The organism is Neptunicella plasticusilytica (assembly GCF_047922965.1).
GTDB lineage: Bacteria > Pseudomonadota > Gammaproteobacteria > Enterobacterales > Alteromonadaceae > Neptunicella > Neptunicella plasticusilytica.
Window position 1 is genome coordinate 4,144,458 of record NZ_CP150481.1, and the last position, 17,119, is coordinate 4,161,576.

Below are 17,119 nucleotides of genomic sequence, written 5' to 3' on the forward strand. Positions count from 1 at the left end.
TTAATTTATTGGCTCTGCTGAATATATGAGGCGCTATCTTTTGGCTGAAAGGTATTCACTTTTGCCTCTGCCAATAGCCTGTCCCGCTGCAGAATCTGGCAATCAAAAACACTTAATCCGGATTCCTCCTGATAGAGCAGCGTTACCTTAATTGTCAGTTCCATGCCTTTGGCAAAGCCATCACAAAAACTGCGATACTTACGGCTCCCTAACAAAAACCCGACCTGTATCTGATGGCCTTGATCTTTTTCATGTGCTCCCGCGTAGGCCGCAATGGACTGCGCCATATATTCGATACCGACATGATTAGGCACAAGCTGACGTTCCTGATCAAAAAACGGGCTGTCGGAACAGATGGCCACTCGACAGACAGCCGTTTGCTGATCGAAGCTGACAAGTTCATCCAGTAATATCATCGGCGCACGATGCGGAATAACATTTTCAATTAAATACATCGTTTTTTTCACCTAGCTGGATAGCAGCTGTCGGGATAACAATAATGCGACATTGCTGCCTCCGAAAGCGAATGAGTTGGACAGACAAGTATTAATTTTTTTGTCCAGTGTCCGGGTTTGCGCTAGTAAATTAATTTCGGCCAAGTCCGGATCAAACTGTCCGCTGATTCGATTGCCAGGCAACTGATTAAGGCGATTATAATCACTTAGTAATAACCAGCAAATTGCCGCTTCAATCGCGCCTGCGGCACCCAACGCATGACCCGTCAGGCTTTTGGTTGAACTGCAAGGAACCTGTTTTAGCAACTGATTTATCGCTAGCGCCTCCATTTCATCATTCTTGAGCGTACCGGTACCATGCAGGTTGATATAATCCACCTCACTGGCTTGCATATCGGCACGGGTAAGTGCTTGTTGAATAACACTTATCGCGCCGGTTCCTTGTGGTTCCGGAGCGGAAATATGATAGGCGTCCGAACTTTCACCAAATCCGGCCAGACAAATTCCTTGTTCAATTCGCTGCATAATAAACAATGCCGCACCTTCACCAATATTGATGCCGTCGCGCTGTTGGGCAAAGGGATTACACAAATCGCTGGCTACAGATTCAAGTGACGCAAAGCCATTTACCGTCAGTTTACACAAACTGTCGGCTCCACCGGTAATGACCGCATCGACCAAACCGGACGCTAATAAGTGCCGAGCACTGATCATTGCCTTGCCAGACGACGAACAAGCAGTAGAAACGGTATAAACCGGTCCTCTGGCTCCGCATAGCTGAGCTAAAAATTCAGCAGAGGCATTCATTTCCTGCAGGGCATAGTCAAAACCAGCGGGAAACTGACCTTGATATTGCAACTCACTCATCGCCTGTTCACCACTGGCAATACCTGAGGTACTGGTACCTATTACCACAGCAATGCGCTCAGACGGATAAGGTAGTTGTTTAATCTGTTCGGCAATTTGCTGATAAGCTAGTAAAATCAGTTGGTTACATCGTGTTCGGTAAACTTGGTCAAACGTCTGCATATCCGGCAATTCTGCACAGACCTGGCCAACACGAATAGTATGTTGCGGGTGTAAATCCTGTCGGGCGATCAAGCCACTCTGATTGCCCGCCAGGCAGGCGGATAGTACCTGTTCTTTGTCAGTACCCAGCGCGCAAACAATACCCAGATCAGTCAAGCTGCTCATCTAATTTCCATTGTTTTATTTTGTCTATTTTTATCTGAAAGTGTTGCAGGTGATGGTCAAACAGCGTCGTTTGTTTCGTTGTCTGAATCGAAAAAACCAGTTGTTCGTCTCGATAAAATTGTCTGCTATTTTCTTCGCTGTGTAATTGTATCCCCCTCGCGCCACGTTGCACAGCTGTATCCGGCCAATTGGCTAGCTGGAAATAAGCAAACAATACTTCAGGCCGTAAATCCCCCAGCGGTACCTTGGTGTGGCTTTCCAATCCAGTTACCGGATCCCACTTCATCTCGAAAAGCACCAGTCCCGATAAACTGAAACCAACCATTTTAACTTGCTGGGCGAAAATTTCGATTTGCAATAACAGTTGGTGGTCCTGATCGGGCGCGCTAATCTGCAACTTTTCCAAACGTCCCGTACCGGCCAGTACCGCGGGAACGGGTTGCAGAACAAACTGGCTCTGGTCATCCAGAATAACCGGTTGTTGGCTGGCAATATGGCTGGCACAGGCACTCAGCATAGAAACAAAGATTATAACAATCAGTTTGCGCATATTTCTGCCAGCACTTTTAAACGTTTACCATTACCGCCGACGTAAGGATTGGCTTGATCCCAGGCGTAACCGGCCAGAATTGAGCAAATCATTTGTTTGATCTCGGGTTGGGAATGGGGATAAAAAATAATATCTTGTAAACGTCGGTCATACCAGCTGACAACAAAATGCCTGAAAGTGGAAATTCCCAACCGCAGAGGTTGACTGAATTCACTTTGCCAATCAACGCTTTCGCCTTTTAGTTGCTTGTGGACTAGAGGCGCAGCTAATACTGCTGACTTTAACGCTATGGTCACACCGGATGAAAAAACCGGATCAAGGAACTCGCCAGCATTACCCAATAACGCGTAACGCTCACCATACAAGCTGTTCACATTGGCGGTGTAACCGGCAATTTTTCTTACCGGACCGGTAACTTTGGCCGCAACGAGTAAATCAGCCAAATCCTCGGTTTGCTGGATAAAGTGCCATAATATTTGCTCTTCTGACAGATGTGTAAACTCGCTAAAGAAACGTTGCTCACCCACCATGCCCAAACTACTGGTGCCATCGGAGAACGGGATCAGCCAAAACCAGATATCCGGATTATGTGGATACACTGTGATGAGGATCTTGTGCCGATCGAAACTGGCTGGCAAATTGTCCTGGATATGAGTAAAAATAGCCTGACGCACCGGAAAGTCGGAAGGCGATTCCAGGTCAAGCAAGCGCGGCAAGACCCGTCCAAAACCGCTGGCGTCCAGCACAAAACGGCCTTGTAATTGGTATTGCTGCTGTTTATCGAGATCATTTATGCCGAGAACGACGTTACTTTCCTGTTGGTTAAATGACGTTACCTGATGTTGGTAGCGTATTTCAGCGCCGGCTTGCTCTGCGGCATCGGCCAATTTCTTGTCAAAATCAGCGCGCTTTACCTGATAGGTAGTAGCGGGGCCAGTGGTTAACTTTTCGGCAAAATTAAACACCGTATACTGGCCGCTTTTAAAAAATGCCGCACCATTCTTATACTGAAAGCCGCCATTATCGACCAGGTCCTTTAAGCCAGCCTGTTCCAGAAAACTCATGCACTGGGGTAACAGACTCTCACCAATAGAGAAACGCGGAAATTGCTCTTTTTCAACCACCACGACGCTCAGTCCCGAGTCGACCAACATTTTTGCTGCACAAGCGCCGGCAGGACCGGCTCCTATAACGACGACATCAAATTGATTAGTCATTGTGTTCCTTAACAACCCTAGCTGGCGCAAACAGACAGAGTGCCCAGCCAACAGAGATACCCAATAAAACCGTCAAGCCAAATTGCCAGATCGCGGGGGTTTGACTCAACACCAGCATACCAAAGGCCAGACAGGAAGTTAGCGCCGATAAACTGATTGCACGAAGCACATGTTGGCATCGACCATGTTCCCTGAGAAACACCGCATAATCGACAACCAGTGCCAAAATAAGAATGCAGGCAAGTAAATTAAATAAACTCACATAACCTATAAGGATCTGGGTCAAGGCTAGTCCACCTGTAGCAGACAGCACCGGAATCAAAGCCGTGTCTAAACCACCACTCACGCCATAGCGAAACAACATCAGTACGATCAGCGTCATTGCCGAAACAGCTAAAAAGTACATCACATAAGTACGTAACGTCATTAGCGCTTCACTCAATTGCCCCGGCTGATCAACAAGTTGAATAGCGAAACCGAGTTGTTGTTGCATATTGTTAACGGTGGAGGCCGTGATTGGCCCGAGATAGCTGATCACTGTACTAACTTCTCCGTGATGTTTTAGCAAAGGGGGATAGAGTCCGCGAATTTGCTGCGGTAATTGCGAGTAAACCAGGCCGCTAGAGGGACTTTTGAGTAGCTGCTCAATATTCTGTTCAGACGTATAGGACAATGCAGTTTGAAACTGGTTATCTGCTATTGATTGACGTAACCACTCACTATTCATTTTTTGGGTTGTCAATGAAGGCAACCACTGATCGATTCCCGATAACTCATACTGGTTTAAAGGAGCCTGATTAAACTGCTGTCTTATTGCTTCCAATCTCTCAACGAGTAATTGCTCACTGTCAGCACTTATAGCTAAAAAGCGGGGGTATTGTCTATTACCGATTAATTGGCTGACTCTAATTTCACTATCCAACAGGGTTTGAGGGGTGCTGTTAAATTGCTTGATATTGTCCTCAAAATGCCACTGGCTCAACGCCAGCAAACAAATCGCCACTAGGCCGCCGGTAAGAGCCCAGTACCAGGTCTTGTGCCAGGTACGGGGAATACCTCCAGTTTGCCGGTATCGTTGCCCTGGCCACCATGCCAGCAATGCCAGACTGGTGAAAATCGCAAAAGCCAGACCAGCGCAGACAAAAACTGCCACCTGGCGTAAAAAAGGAATAGGCAACAACAACAGTAGCAAATAGCTGAGCAGCGTTGTCCCGCCTCCCATTAGCAACGCAGGAGCAATATATGCCACCAACGCTTTACCGGATTTGCCGGAAAATTGCGCCGCCAAAATAACATGGTATCCATAATCCACCGCAATACCGATGAGACTAATAGAAAACACCAGAGTAAGAAGATGTATTTTGCTAAACACCAGTGACAGAGCGGCCAGCCCCGCCAATCCAGAACCGCCGATCAGGACCAGGATCCACACTATCGGTAATACACTGCGAAAATACAACAACGACAGCAGCAGTACACCTAGTATCGATAAACCACCAAATAAACCCATTTCAAATTCGGCTTGTTCCGTTATTGCCGCGGAATGAAAGATCAAACCGCTTTTAAGCACCTCTGTTTCACTGCCCTGCACAGCGTGCTGCACTATTTTTTGTAGTTGCGCTGCTACGTCGACCACGTTATCCAGTGTTGTCGCTGTTGGCTTGAATTGGATAAACAGCGGGTAGTAGCGATGCTCTCCCTGACTCACATACAGCAGGTCACCGTCCTGTTGCCACTGACCCGGTTTAAGTTGTTCACTAAGCCAGTCTGCCACATTTAATAACGGCGCCTGTTCGATGGTCATCGCAACCATGGGATTGGCAGGCTGACTCATTAAATGCAAGAAGCGCTGGTTAAAATACTGGTAGTTGTTATCGTCGCGGGCCGCAATTGCGGGTTGGCTCATTAAGGCTAGTGGATACTTTGTGTATGTTTGCGCCAATTGTTGCAAATCAAATTGGGCCGAAGGATTGACGCTTGCCTCACCAATCCAGTCCTGTTGCGCTAACGCGGATTGTATCGACCTAATTTGGGTAATAACCTGTCGCCGGTCAGCATTGCTGAGCATCAGCAGCGCCCGATTTTGATAGGGTTGAGTGGCAGAACGGGTTACCTCTACGGGTTGCTCATCCAGCTCCAGCAAATTAAGCAAATCGGCATCAAATTGCAGTGGATCAACCAGACTGCGGTACAGAATAATACCGACCAGGCCTATGCTGACAATAATCCAGTAGAGCAGCGATCGATGTTTGCGTTCCATGCCCGGCATCAACTATTAGTCCGTTGTATCCGTTTGTTGATCTGGAATTAGCTTGATATCGGTACGATTTCCGTCAGCTTCAAACAGGCTAATTTGTTGCGATTGGGACTCTTTTTGGCATATATCGATATGACTAAACAACTTTTTCAGCAACGCGGTTTGGGGATGCATACTAACGCCGTCATCGGTTTGTGTGAGACTAAACTGCTCGCTCAGCAACGTCTGATCGCCACTAAACAAAGCTAATAATAAATTACCCACGCTGGTATCAGAGGTCACTGTCTTTTGGCTGCCATCGGCTTGAATCTCAACAATCCCCTGCGCATTGATCAGCAACTGGTTAGCAACCGGCTCTTCGGTGTGCCAGCTTAATCCTGTGGCCTTGTCGTAGTGGTAGCTACCCTTGGACACGAAAGGACGGGAAAGCACTTTAAGATGCTTTTGCTGTACAAAATGTCCCGATGTTTGCTGTATAGACAGCCACGGAAGTGTTTGCTGCGCCTGGGCAGACATCGCCAAAATTAACAAACATATACAATAAAAACCTTTGTTCATTGTAATCCCAACTTTTCCAACAAGATGGCTGGGCTGACATACTGCATTTCACCACTGTCAGCACAGACTGCTACCTGTATACTGGTCGCCTTGGTGAGTTTATCGCCACTGGCGGCATCGGTAATCAGATAATCGATTCGTAAGCGATTTTCATATTCTTGCAAACTGGCTTCGACCCAGATTTTATTAGCAAAACGGGCCGAACCGACATATTTGATACGCAGATCCACAATCGGCCAGAGAAAGCCCGACTCTTTCATTTGTGGATAATCATAATCAAAGCTGCGCAATAACTCACAACGCGCCACTTCCAGATATTTCACATAGTGTCCATGCCAGACCACATTCATCGCATCGATATCAAAAAAAGGCACATCAATGCAGACTTTGGCTCGCGGTAAGCTTTTACTCATAGAGACTCCAGCGGCGTGTTTGAATTTGCTCAATCATATTACGCAATTCATGTTCCAGAGGCCTGTCTTCCACGACTAATGGAAACAACTCTTGGATATCTGCACACATACTGCGTAATTCCTCGCTCAGGCTGTTATCACATAATTCTCCTGAACTGATCCTTAACTGCACGCCCTGCCAGCTTGCCACCAGCATCGCCGCTGCTACTTGCTCGCTCAGTTGTAAAATCCTCAAACAGTCCCTTGCCGCAATGGTACCCATGCTGACTTTGTCCTGATTATGGCACTCGGTTGAACGCGAAAAAACACTGGCAGGCATAGTCAGTTTAAGCGCCTCGGCCGTCCAGGCCGACACACCAATTTGTACCGCTTTAAAACCGTGGTTAATATAGCGCCGCTGTTCACTGGAAGCAGACAGGTTGGACGGCAAACCGTTGTTAAACTTGACGTCCATTAATAACGCCATTTGTCTGTCCATTAAATCGGCCAGATTGGCGACACAGGTTTTCATGGTGTCCATGGCCATGGCAATATGTCCCCCATAGAAATGGCCGCCGTGCAGAACATGTTCGCCCATACCATCGACAATCGGATTGTCGTTGGCACTGTTGAGTTCATTTTCGATAAGACTGCGCAGCCACGGCAGGGCATCCTGCAATGCGCCGATAATATGTGGTGCACAACGTATCGAATAGCGATCCTGTAAACGTTTGGAATTACGCGGATGCTCGTGATGGTTGAGATCGTCGCGGATCCACCGCGCTACCTGTTGTTGCCCCTGATGGGGCTTGACACTGAACAGGATTTCATCAAAGTGATGGCTGTTTCCTTTTAGGGCCAGACTGGTAAAGGCAGTGATGCGGCTACAGAGTTTGCTCAGATATTCAGCTCGTGAAAAGGCCATCGAAGCCAGCCCGGTCATGACCGCAGTGCCATTCATAATGGCTAACCCTTCTTTGGGGCGTAATGTGATTGGCTGCAGTTTCTCTGCCGCCAGAGCGTCGCTGGCATCCACTGTTTGACCATGATAATAAACCTGCCGCTCTCCGCACAGTGAGGCTGCGACATAGGACAACGGGGTTAAATCGCCACTCGCACCTACCGAGCCTTCTTCGGGTATAACCGGAATAATATCGCGGTTGATAAACTCCACCAGTTGGTTGAGTAACGTCCAGCTTACGCCGGAATATCCCTGTGCCAGCGAACACAAGCGGGTGGCCAAAATTGCTCTGGCTTTTTGCTTGTCAAAATAGTCCCCCAGACCACAACCGTGAAAGCGAGTTAGGTGGATAGGTAATTCGTTGGCCAGCTCGGCCGGAATACCAATAGTGCAAGAATCGCCATAACCGGTAGTAACGCCGTAAATTACGCCATCCTCGGCTAATAATTTATCCAGGAACGCCACACCACTATCTATTTTTTGCTGAAAGGATTTATCTTCAGATAAAGCCACCTGTTCGTCGCCATTAGCAACGGCGACAATATCTTCGATGGTCAATCTTTTGTCACCAAAAGTAAGGGTGTTGTTGCTGTTCATACTGCCTTGTTGTCCTGTTTGTCTGGCGCAACATCATGTTGCCAAAAATCGAAAAAATTATACCACTGGTAGGGATAGAGGCCGGCATAATGCGCTAAACGGTTAGCGTATTGCTGGCAATAAACGTCCAGAAGACGATGACGATCCTTCCTGGGCAACGGTAGCGCAGGTTCGGCGAAAGGTTCAAATATGATCTTGTATCCGGCTTTTTGTTTCATACAGAAAAGCAGATAAACCGGACAATCCAGCAAGCTTGCCAAAATCATCGGTCCTTGCGAAAAAGGTGCCTGCTTACCCATAAAATCAACCAGACTGATACGTCCGGGATTATTGATTGGCGTCCTGTCACCCACAATCACCACAAACTCGCCCTGCTCGATCCGCTCTTTTAGCAAAATAGCGATGTCCGGTCCGATGGTGGTCACCTGGATAAGGTTCAAATCCACTTCGTCACTAACTTGTTTGAGCATTTTGTTAAAAGCTTCGGCATGATGGGTATGCACCAGCACATTGATGCGGATCGGGTATTGCCTTTGTCCCAGCGCTCGGCACACTTCAAGATTGCCCAGATGTGAACCAATAAACACCGCTCCCTTGCGTTGGCTAATCAGTGACTCAAACAACGGGTAATTGTGATAACTAATCTGCTGCGACGAAATCTGTCCTAGCCAGGAGTCAATTTTATCCAGTGCAGCAAACCCGAAGCTGAAAAAATGCTTCAGACCCTGTCTAAATCCAGGACAGCTTTTAAACGGACTGTGTTGTGAACATTGATACGCACGGCGCAAAAACTGCAAGGATGCACGACGACTGCGCTTATCGGTGAGATAAAAATAACAGATCACCGGGATCAGCAACAACTTTAACAACCATTTCCCAAACAGCTTATAGACCTGCAATAAAAACTGGATGCCAAACTGGTTGCCTCGCTCGGCAATTGCGGACCAATGCTGGCTCATTGTTTAAACTTCCGGCTTAACAATATGGGCAAGCGCATAAGCATGCCGAAAAATAACCTGGTATGTAACCATGAGATCCGCAGGTTGTCTTGCAGGGGCTGGAAATGGGACAGGCCCTGTTGCGGATAAATAACCCGGGTCGGCAGAAATATCGACTCGACTCCCCGCCAGTACAATCGAACCATAATTTCAATGTCAAAATCCATCCTGGCGCCAATATTGTACTGTTCCGTTAGCGCTATACATGGTTTGAGCGGGTAGATACGGAATCCACACATGGTGTCTTTGACTGATAAAGACAATGTCTCGATCCACACCCAGAAATGAGTAATATAACGCCCGTACTTCCTGCCGATAGGGATAGAATCATCATAAACGGGCAGACCACTGACGATCTTGTCAGGATGGCGCTTGGCCAAGTCGAGCAGAGCGGGAATGTCGGCCAAATTATGTTGGCCATCTGCGTCGACCTGCAAAGCATGGGTAAAACCGGATTGTAGCGCCATTTTAAAACCATTGATCACGGCAGCACCTTTACCCAGATTGTGGTTGTGGCGAATTAACGAAATGTCGGCTGTTCGGGCTAACTCATCAATGACTTGAGCCGTCTCGTCGTTACTACCATCGTCAATCAGAATGACCGCCAGATTGAAGGCAATGAGTTGCTGACATACTGCCGACAACTGCTGGTGGTGGTTGTAAGTGGGTACAACGGCACAGCAATTCACACCTTGTCCTCAAATACGATACGTCCGGAGGCATGTTGCCCTCGTTCAGAGTGGTAGCTAAACAACACCTTATGCGAATCTTTTTTTTGCAATTCCAGCGTCACGATTAATCCCGGTACCAATAACTGTTGAAATTTTAACACTTCAAACTGTTTGGCTACCGCCTGAGGCTCTATTGATAAATGTGTTTTAGCCAGTTTGACCGCCCAATCCAGTTGCACCACACCGGGTAACACCGGCATACCGGGAAAATGCCCGTCAAAACAGGCAAGTTCTGGCTCAAGACGCAAATCAACGAGACATTTTTCCGCCTCATGACGAATTTGTAGAATAGGAGCCACGCTGTTCATGCTAACTAAACATTCCTTGTAACATCTGCAGGCTGGTTTTGCCCTGATTATCCATCGGTAACTCCCTGACAAATCGCCACTTTCTGGGCAATAATACCGGTTCAAAAAAGCCGCTTAAATACTGACGAAATTGCTGGCTTAGCTGTGGTTTATTTTCTACGTCTTGCATCTCGTCAGCCAGCTCAATCACCACTGCCAGTTGAACACGTTTATTGTTGATCAGTAACGCCTTGGCCCGCCGACAATCGGGATGCTGCTGCAGCCGCAATTCCAGCTCGGTTAACGATAAACGTTTTTCTTCCAACTTAACAATCCGATCGACCCGCCCCTGCAAATCAAAATGCCGGTTATCGTATAACGACGCCTTGTCATCGGTTTCGAACCAATTATCATCTGCCAGAAAAGGCGATCTGATTGACAGCCTATTTTGTTGATCTGTTCTGACCTCAATCCCGGTCAAGGTTTGCCAAACGGAATTCACGGCCTGTTTGCGCCAGGCGATACCACCGGTTTCGGTGCTACCATAGATTTCAACCGGCGCAATATTGGCAGAGTCAATCAGTTGACTGGCTGTTTCGGCCAACAACGGGCCGCCAGAGCTGAACACTTGTTTGATACTGCTGTAGCTCGCGATGTTAGTTGGCTCGTTTGCAGTACGAGATAAATAGGCCGGACTGGAGATAAAGATCAGTGCCTGTTGGCAGGATGCTACTTGTTCCAGTTGCTCCGGGAATTGAATCAAAGGCAGATAAATCGATTGTTCGGACAATAGCGGCACAAGAAATTTAAACAATAGGCCGTAGATATGCTGATGACTGACGCTGGCAACGGTCAAGCTGCCAGGTAGTAGATCTTTCCAGAGCTGCTGGTGACAACGTACTTCCCGTTCCAATTGATACCAATATTTAACCACTTTTTTCGCCGAACCACTGCTACCCGATGTGTAAAAATGAATCTGCTGCTCATCTTTAATATCTAGCGCAAATTCTTTGTCCACTAACTGTGTAGGTGACTTTTGCCAGCAAGCAACCCCTTCAATCACGTCAGGCAAAATAGCCAACTCGAAACTAGCTTGCATGCTACGGATGGTTTCCGGCTGGCCATTGGCTGTTAGTACGATTTGCTTTTGGGCGCCTAGCAGCGCCATAAAATAAACGGAAAATGCATACAAGTCCGGCTCATATAACAGCCAGACTGCTGCGGAGGATTGCTTGAACTGTGCCATACAATTTGCGACATCTTGTAGCCAACTTCCTTTACTGACCACCTTGTCCGGTGCTATCAAAAACGGCTGCTGGCACTGATAATCGAAAGGGATACTAGTGTTCATGCCGCTGTCTGACTTTTTGCCTGATAAGCCATTCACTGCCACCCAAAATGGCAATCAGGAGATAGGAAATAAATCCGTTATACAGCGTCCAGATCTGGATATTGGTAAAGAACGCAGTATAGGCAGCAATAGTGCCGTTAAGTATAAAAAAAACACTCCACACCAAGGTCACTTTACGAGTATAAGCCACACCGCTTGCTGGTAAATCCGGCTCTTTTAATCTGGCCAGTCGTTCAACTACGGTTTGGGATGAAAATAATGAGCTGGCAAATACCAGCAAAAAGACCAAATTGACCAACACAGGATAAAGGCGTATACCGAGTGGCGAACCGGTCAGTAGCGAATACCCCAGTGACAGGCTCAGCAAAATGACAAACAGATTGACAAACAAGGGGCTAAAAAGCGATTTTCCCCATTTTAGCCTGACCAGTAGAATAACGACAAGAATGCCAGCGACCCACTGCGGGGAGCCGTAAACGAGACCGGCATAAGCTAAAAATGGATAAAGCAATGCCAGTATTGCAAGCAGATATTGCAAAAAAAATCAGCCTTCAAGTAACAGATATATTTCATCAACCACATGTTCAACCGTACGCACTTGTTTAAAGGCGTCAGGTTCGATCTTGCAACCGGTTAATTCACGCAGCTTCACCACCAGATCGACGGCGTCAATGCTGTCCATATCGAGCTCCTGATACAAGTTCGCCTGCAACGTTACATCCTCTTCCGGCAACTCGAATTCATTGACCAGTATGTTTTTTAATTGATTAAAGATTTCGTTTTTGGTTTTCATATACTTCTTTTCCGAGGTAACCCGTTATGCCTGTGACTTAATAAAGTCAGCCAAACTGTTAACCGACAAAAAATGTTTTCTGGTTTGTTCCGAATTTGCATCAATACTGATTTGATAATGCTTTTTAAGCGCCAGTCCCAACTCCAGCGCATCAATCGAATCCAGACCCAACCCCTCCACAAACAAAGGTTCGTCATCAGCAATATCTTCTACTCTGATATCTTCTAGATCCAGTGTTTCGATAATGAGCGTTTTTAATTCAGTGTGTAAACTCACGTTGTTGAATCTCCATTATAAATAATCTTTCTATTTCCCGGGTCAGTGTCCTTACCGATTTGGTGATACTTTCACCCTGAAATGCTGCCACTTTTAGTTCACCTTTGACATCAAGCTGCAATATTATCTTGGAAGGCGGTACTTTATACCAGGGGAAACCTTTGGTTAACGCAGGTGGACTGACATGGATGGACACGACTTGAAGATCCTTCTGACAACGCAGCGCCAAATTGGCCGCTCCCCTGCGTAACTTGGGTATTGTATCAGGTTTAGTCCGGGTTCCTTCCGGGAATATGATCAAATTATTACCCTGTTCAAGAGATAGCCGACAATCTTCAATTAACCCTTCAGGATCTGCGTTGCTCAGATAACCACTACTTTTAATCACACCACTAATAAACAGGTTATTCCACAAGTCCTGTTTAACCACGCAATCTGCATTGCGGATCAGGGAAATCAATACCACGACATCAATCAGTGACGGATGGTTGGCGATGATGATTTTGCCGCGCAGATTCTGCAGTTTGTCCAACCCTCGAGTCTCAACCTTGACGACACCTACCATCCTCATTAGCCAGATAAACCCCTTAAACGACAGATGAACCGCGTAGCGACAAGCTTTTTTCTGACGTTTTTCATCCTTGTACCGCAAACGATATAACGGCAGCCAGAGCAATGCCATCAACATCCCGCCCAGACCAAATACAGCAAAGCAGAATCCGGTGGCGAACAAACGCCATATTTTATCCAGTCTAGTCACGGGACCAATCCCAATGGCTGTTACCCTCTATCTCAAAGCTACGCTGCCGGGATACAAATTGGCGCAAAAACTGTAGGCTGTGCGGAAGTGCCATACCGGTTATCGCTGTTTGCGCTAATTGCTTTTGATGCATAGTCATACTGTCGCCAGCAGCGCTTGTGTCTTTAGCCAGTTTAAGAGCGATACAATGTGCAAACTGCATTTCATCGGCAAATCCTTGATACGGCTCGGGCAAAGGCATATCTGCATAAACATAGAGCATATGCTCTGCCTCCGACTGTTCTAGCCTGGTTATGGCATCAATCAAGCCCAGATGAAAACTGTCCCGCCCTGCTGAAATTAGGGTTGATGCCTGAACATTATGCGCAAAGATACCAAACTGGCCTGACACGGCATTATGCACCGACAGTGCAAACTGGGTAGGAGACAAACTTTCGCCCCTGACCACATCGGCGATTAATTCAACGGTTTTTGGCAAGTCACCATGGCGGGTACAAAAAACGCTAGGATAAAGATGAAAGTTGTCCAGGCATGCCACTTGGCTCAACACTATCTTGGCCAACGGACTTAAACGCCGGCGATTTATTTTTGGCACATAATCGGGGACAGGCAGATTGAAATCTGCGGGGGTATCTGTGGGTTCCACTGCCCAATCCGTTAAACCCTCAACAGAATCAATACCATTAATCCAGGCACTCCATTGAACTATATGCATTTTCATTAGGTTATTACCGCCACTTCACAAACCGTTTAAGGTTTAGTGGTCAAATTGTATTAGTTATTCGCTTTTCCATTTTTACACTACCACAACACAGAAAAGCGACATTGAAGAATATTCCATTGCTGCTAACTAAAATTTGCCTATTATTGCCCTTTTCATCACACAGTCTGTTAAATTTGTTGGTTATTCAATCCACATCTTGTAGCTGAACACGAAAAATGACGGCGGATTATAGCAACCATTATCAGCATTTTGCACCAGCAGGTTGTAGCGAAAATCAACAACCTATCTCAGTTCATATTTTAGAAATGAAATCTGAACAGGATTTTGATTCGCGCCACCTTCACGAATTAGAAAAACGTGTTCTGGCAAACAAAAAAACAAAAAATGCCAAAATGCAATATCTAGTCAGCCGGACATTTGTCAAAGCACTATATTTATCCGAGTCAGCATGCTGGAATCAGTATCAGCTTAAATATCTCCCAGAACAACATGCAGTCTGCCTATTCGCAAAAAACAATGTTGTAAAAAAATTGAGCTTGTCGCATAGCAAAAATTGGATTGCCGTTTTAGATGTGCCCAAAGGCACAGGTGCAATCGATATTCAGTATCACAGTAAATCAGCTGTCAGCATCGCCACTATGCAAAAATCCTTCGCGCCCGCAGATCAGCAATTACTGCAACAAAACCAGCACTCTTTTTTCGACCTTTGGACAATCAAGGAAGCCTACGCCAAATTAAAAAATTTAAGCATATTTGAAGTACTGACAATACCCGTGAACGAGATTGAACAGCATTGCTACATCGAGATTATTCCGTTGCATAAAAAAATATCGATTGCTCTAGCTCTGCGTCCCGACATTCATCACAACAAGGCAATATTTAGATGGACAACAAATAAAAAAGGGGAATTCGTGTTAGCGAATTCCCCCTGATAATCACCAATAATGTCTGTTGCTCAGGTTTTCTGCTTGAACATTTCATCCACCAGTTCAATTATCTTTTCTTCAGCATCGATAAATTTGTCTAGCCCGGCACCCGCTGTATAAGTGGCCTGTGCGAGTTTGGCCTGCATGCTTTCATCCATTAACCAAACATTGGCAAAGCGCATGTACATTGCCAGATCCCAGTGCCAGTTAGCAGTATAAAAAACCAATGTTTCACAATTCTTTGATTGATCATCGCTAATACTAGGGGTTAACGCACCATGTTTCTCAACATAAGTTGCATTAACAACCATGGTATCCACGTTATGTTTGGCAAAACCTTTTTCAAGTGCCTTAATAACACCTTCACGAACTGCATCATTTTTAGCTATGCAAACCTTTTGTGGGACGTAATCCGTGAGCTGAGTAATTTCTTGGCGGGCTGCACAACCACCTAAACCAAGAAGCGCAATAACAACGAAAAAAAGCTTGAAGTTATAATTATAGGTATTCATTAACTTTCCTTAGAGGTAACCGCATTGCATCCATTTACACAATGCTACAACGGCAATTTTCACCAAATTTTTCTTTTATTGTCAATACCTTATAAAAATACTTTAAGTGCCATATCTTCCTTCCCGATATCTATGGTGAACGGATAAGACCTCCCATTCGCTCCAGATAGCTGACATTCTATCCGCACTCGATCATGTTCAATTCTTGTCGTGAGGCCTACTGGACAGGTATGTGGTGCTACTAACCGAAACAGGATCCTATTTGTCAGTATTAAATATTATGGTTTCTTCCAGTCCTGCTGTCTTTATTGTCTCCCCGTTAACCATCGCAGGTTGATACTGCCAGCCCATTAGCGCTCGCTGGGCCGCGCGTTCAAATACACCTTTTGGTTGTGCATCAAGGACTTTAATGTCTTCAACGCTACCTTTACTGTTAACTGTAAAGCCCAGTTTGACCCAACCTTTAATTCCTTTGCTCTGGGCTCGCATAGGATAACGAGGTTCTTGCCTGGTAATCAGTTGTGGTTTGCTCGCCGTAACATTGGCAATAGCAGAATGGTTGTTAGCTTCTGTGCTTAGCTGTTGCGTCTCGATGGGGGAGCTATTGTGGGCTTTCTGTTGCGCTTGTTGGCGGCGCATGCGTAGTTCTTCGCGAGTGGATGGTGGGGCGTTAGTGCTATTCTGTGCGTTGTTTGTTGGTAATAGCGCTCTGTCTTTGCCTGGCGCAGGTGAGAATGAGTCAGACATTCCGGCAGTTTTTGGGTCCGTCCCTGAGTCTGCGGTTTCTGTTTGCGCCGCATAGTATTGCTTTAGTTGATCCAGCACTTGATTCAGCACCGAACAGCGTTGCATCGTATAACCGTCAGGCATTTTTCCGTAGGCTAACTGTAAACGTGCCTGGTAGTAATTACGTAAGCTGTTGCAATCGAGTTTATCAATATTGATCCTGAACTTTTCATCTGATAGCAAACATTGCTTGATATGAGCTGGAATATCATCTGGCGTAAAGCCGGAACATTCGGAGCCTTTTGTTTCTATGCCAATTGACTCAATCGCCTGCAACATAAAATCGCAGTCCGGTTTTGTATAAGTTTCCGGCAATACTAACTTGCGTGGATCTTCACTTACCGCTAACAGGCCTGTTTCGTATAGCATGGTCAACAATGGACAGCTTGCTAACAAAGACGGATTTTTCGCCGGTGATCGGTTCAACATCGCTCCAACGCAGTCGGCTATATGCTGTTTGCTGCCATCATAATGCAAACAGGATTGCCAAAACGGTTCGAGACCGGAAACTTCCATGGCAATCTGGGCAAAAATACTGCAACTTGGCAGGTTATCAACCCGTTCGCTGCTGGCGCCGCCAGCGCGCAGCAACCCCAGATATTGTTGTTTGATTTGTGGGCAGTTCATCTGCCCAGCGTTCGCTAGGCTCCGGCTTCCCTGTGTGCTAATGCATTGAAAAACTTGCTCAAAACTGTCCGGTTGAGGCGAGGTGCAGCTATTTGTCGCGCCACTTGACTGATGCACGAGTAGCAACAGGCAGCACAAAGCATTTCGCAAAACGAAACTTGTCATAA

20 protein-coding genes are annotated in these 17,119 nt (G+C 46.3%); 1 reads left to right on the plus strand and 19 read right to left on the minus strand.

All coding sequences use genetic code 11. The features are described 5' to 3' along the window. Positions 1 to 5: 5 nt before the first annotated feature. The 17 genes from V1467_RS18690 to V1467_RS18770 are packed head-to-tail and all read right to left on the minus strand — an operon-like array spanning position 6 to position 14,098. Positions 6 to 455 carry a 3-hydroxylacyl-ACP dehydratase gene (locus tag V1467_RS18690; protein WP_416306494.1) on the minus strand — a complete coding sequence of 150 codons (450 nt, stop codon included), beginning with the start codon at positions 453 to 455 and terminating at the stop codon, positions 6 to 8. A gap of 12 nt (positions 456 to 467) precedes the next feature. After that, the gene (locus tag V1467_RS18695; RefSeq protein ID WP_416306495.1) at positions 468 to 1,649 is read right to left on the minus strand and encodes a beta-ketoacyl-ACP synthase; all 1,182 of its coding nucleotides are present in this window, start codon (positions 1,647 to 1,649) and stop codon (positions 468 to 470) included. Continuing rightward, a complete protein-coding gene (locus V1467_RS18700; protein WP_416306496.1) occupies positions 1,633 to 2,199 on the minus strand; it encodes a DUF3261 domain-containing protein in 567 nt (188 codons plus the stop codon). The genes V1467_RS18695 and V1467_RS18700 overlap by 17 nt, the downstream gene beginning before the upstream one ends. After that, complete coding sequence (locus tag V1467_RS18705) at positions 2,187 to 3,416, minus strand: NAD(P)/FAD-dependent oxidoreductase (protein ID WP_416306497.1); 1,230 nt, start codon at positions 3,414 to 3,416, stop codon at positions 2,187 to 2,189. Before V1467_RS18705 ends, V1467_RS18700 begins: the two co-directional genes overlap by 13 nt. Then, positions 3,409 to 5,676, minus strand: a complete 2,268-nt coding sequence (locus tag V1467_RS18710) for an MMPL family transporter (RefSeq protein WP_416306498.1) — start codon at positions 5,674 to 5,676, stop codon at positions 3,409 to 3,411. Before V1467_RS18710 ends, V1467_RS18705 begins: the two co-directional genes overlap by 8 nt. A 15-nt stretch (positions 5,677 to 5,691) precedes the next feature. Then, complete coding sequence (locus V1467_RS18715) at positions 5,692 to 6,231, minus strand: outer membrane lipoprotein carrier protein LolA (RefSeq protein WP_416306499.1); 540 nt, start codon at positions 6,229 to 6,231, stop codon at positions 5,692 to 5,694. Further along, positions 6,228 to 6,644, minus strand: coding sequence for an acyl-CoA thioesterase (locus tag V1467_RS18720; protein WP_416306500.1), 417 nt, complete (start codon positions 6,642 to 6,644; stop codon positions 6,228 to 6,230). Before V1467_RS18720 ends, V1467_RS18715 begins: the two co-directional genes overlap by 4 nt. Further along, positions 6,637 to 8,181 (minus strand): HAL/PAL/TAL family ammonia-lyase, encoded by a 1,545-nt coding sequence (locus V1467_RS18725; protein ID WP_416306501.1) that lies wholly within the window; start codon positions 8,179 to 8,181, stop codon positions 6,637 to 6,639. Before V1467_RS18725 ends, V1467_RS18720 begins: the two co-directional genes overlap by 8 nt. After that, entirely contained in the window at positions 8,178 to 9,140 is a 963-nt protein-coding gene (locus tag V1467_RS18730) for an acyltransferase (RefSeq protein WP_416306502.1), read from the minus strand. The genes V1467_RS18725 and V1467_RS18730 overlap by 4 nt, the downstream gene beginning before the upstream one ends. Further along, entirely contained in the window at positions 9,137 to 9,868 is a 732-nt protein-coding gene (locus V1467_RS18735) for a glycosyltransferase family 2 protein (RefSeq protein ID WP_416306503.1), read from the minus strand. Before V1467_RS18735 ends, V1467_RS18730 begins: the two co-directional genes overlap by 4 nt. Further along, positions 9,865 to 10,218: a thioester dehydrase gene (locus V1467_RS18740; protein ID WP_416306504.1), complete on the minus strand. Its 354-nt coding sequence runs from the start codon at positions 10,216 to 10,218 to the stop codon at positions 9,865 to 9,867. The genes V1467_RS18735 and V1467_RS18740 overlap by 4 nt, the downstream gene beginning before the upstream one ends. Position 10,219: 1 nt before the next feature. Beyond that, positions 10,220 to 11,548: an AMP-binding protein gene (locus V1467_RS18745; protein ID WP_416306505.1), complete on the minus strand. Its 1,329-nt coding sequence runs from the start codon at positions 11,546 to 11,548 to the stop codon at positions 10,220 to 10,222. Beyond that, entirely contained in the window at positions 11,538 to 12,086 is a 549-nt protein-coding gene (locus V1467_RS18750; protein WP_416306506.1) for a hypothetical protein, read from the minus strand. The genes V1467_RS18745 and V1467_RS18750 overlap by 11 nt, the downstream gene beginning before the upstream one ends. Before the next feature lie 6 nt (positions 12,087 to 12,092). Beyond that, positions 12,093 to 12,341, minus strand: a complete 249-nt coding sequence (locus V1467_RS18755; protein ID WP_416306507.1) for an acyl carrier protein — start codon at positions 12,339 to 12,341, stop codon at positions 12,093 to 12,095. Positions 12,342 to 12,365: 24 nt separating this feature from the next. Next, positions 12,366 to 12,617, minus strand: a complete 252-nt coding sequence (locus V1467_RS18760; protein ID WP_416306508.1) for a phosphopantetheine-binding protein — start codon at positions 12,615 to 12,617, stop codon at positions 12,366 to 12,368. Next, positions 12,601 to 13,377 (minus strand): lysophospholipid acyltransferase family protein, encoded by a 777-nt coding sequence (locus tag V1467_RS18765; protein ID WP_416306509.1) that lies wholly within the window; start codon positions 13,375 to 13,377, stop codon positions 12,601 to 12,603. The genes V1467_RS18760 and V1467_RS18765 overlap by 17 nt, the downstream gene beginning before the upstream one ends. Further along, positions 13,370 to 14,098: a beta-ketoacyl synthase chain length factor gene (locus tag V1467_RS18770; RefSeq protein WP_416306510.1), complete on the minus strand. Its 729-nt coding sequence runs from the start codon at positions 14,096 to 14,098 to the stop codon at positions 13,370 to 13,372. The genes V1467_RS18765 and V1467_RS18770 overlap by 8 nt, the downstream gene beginning before the upstream one ends. Positions 14,099 to 14,316: 218 nt before the next feature. Between V1467_RS18770 and V1467_RS18775 the strand changes: the two genes are divergently transcribed. Further along, positions 14,317 to 15,033, plus strand: a complete 717-nt coding sequence (locus tag V1467_RS18775) for a 4'-phosphopantetheinyl transferase family protein (RefSeq protein ID WP_416306511.1) — start codon at positions 14,317 to 14,319, stop codon at positions 15,031 to 15,033. A gap of 23 nt (positions 15,034 to 15,056) precedes the next feature. Here V1467_RS18775 and V1467_RS18780 read toward each other — a convergent pair whose 3' ends face one another. After that, positions 15,057 to 15,539, minus strand: coding sequence for an Sbal_3080 family lipoprotein (locus V1467_RS18780; RefSeq protein WP_416306512.1), 483 nt, complete (start codon positions 15,537 to 15,539; stop codon positions 15,057 to 15,059). 258 nt (positions 15,540 to 15,797) lie between these two features. Next, complete coding sequence (locus V1467_RS18785) at positions 15,798 to 16,952, minus strand: energy transducer TonB (protein ID WP_416306513.1); 1,155 nt, start codon at positions 16,950 to 16,952, stop codon at positions 15,798 to 15,800. Positions 16,953 to 17,119 lie beyond the last annotated feature (167 nt).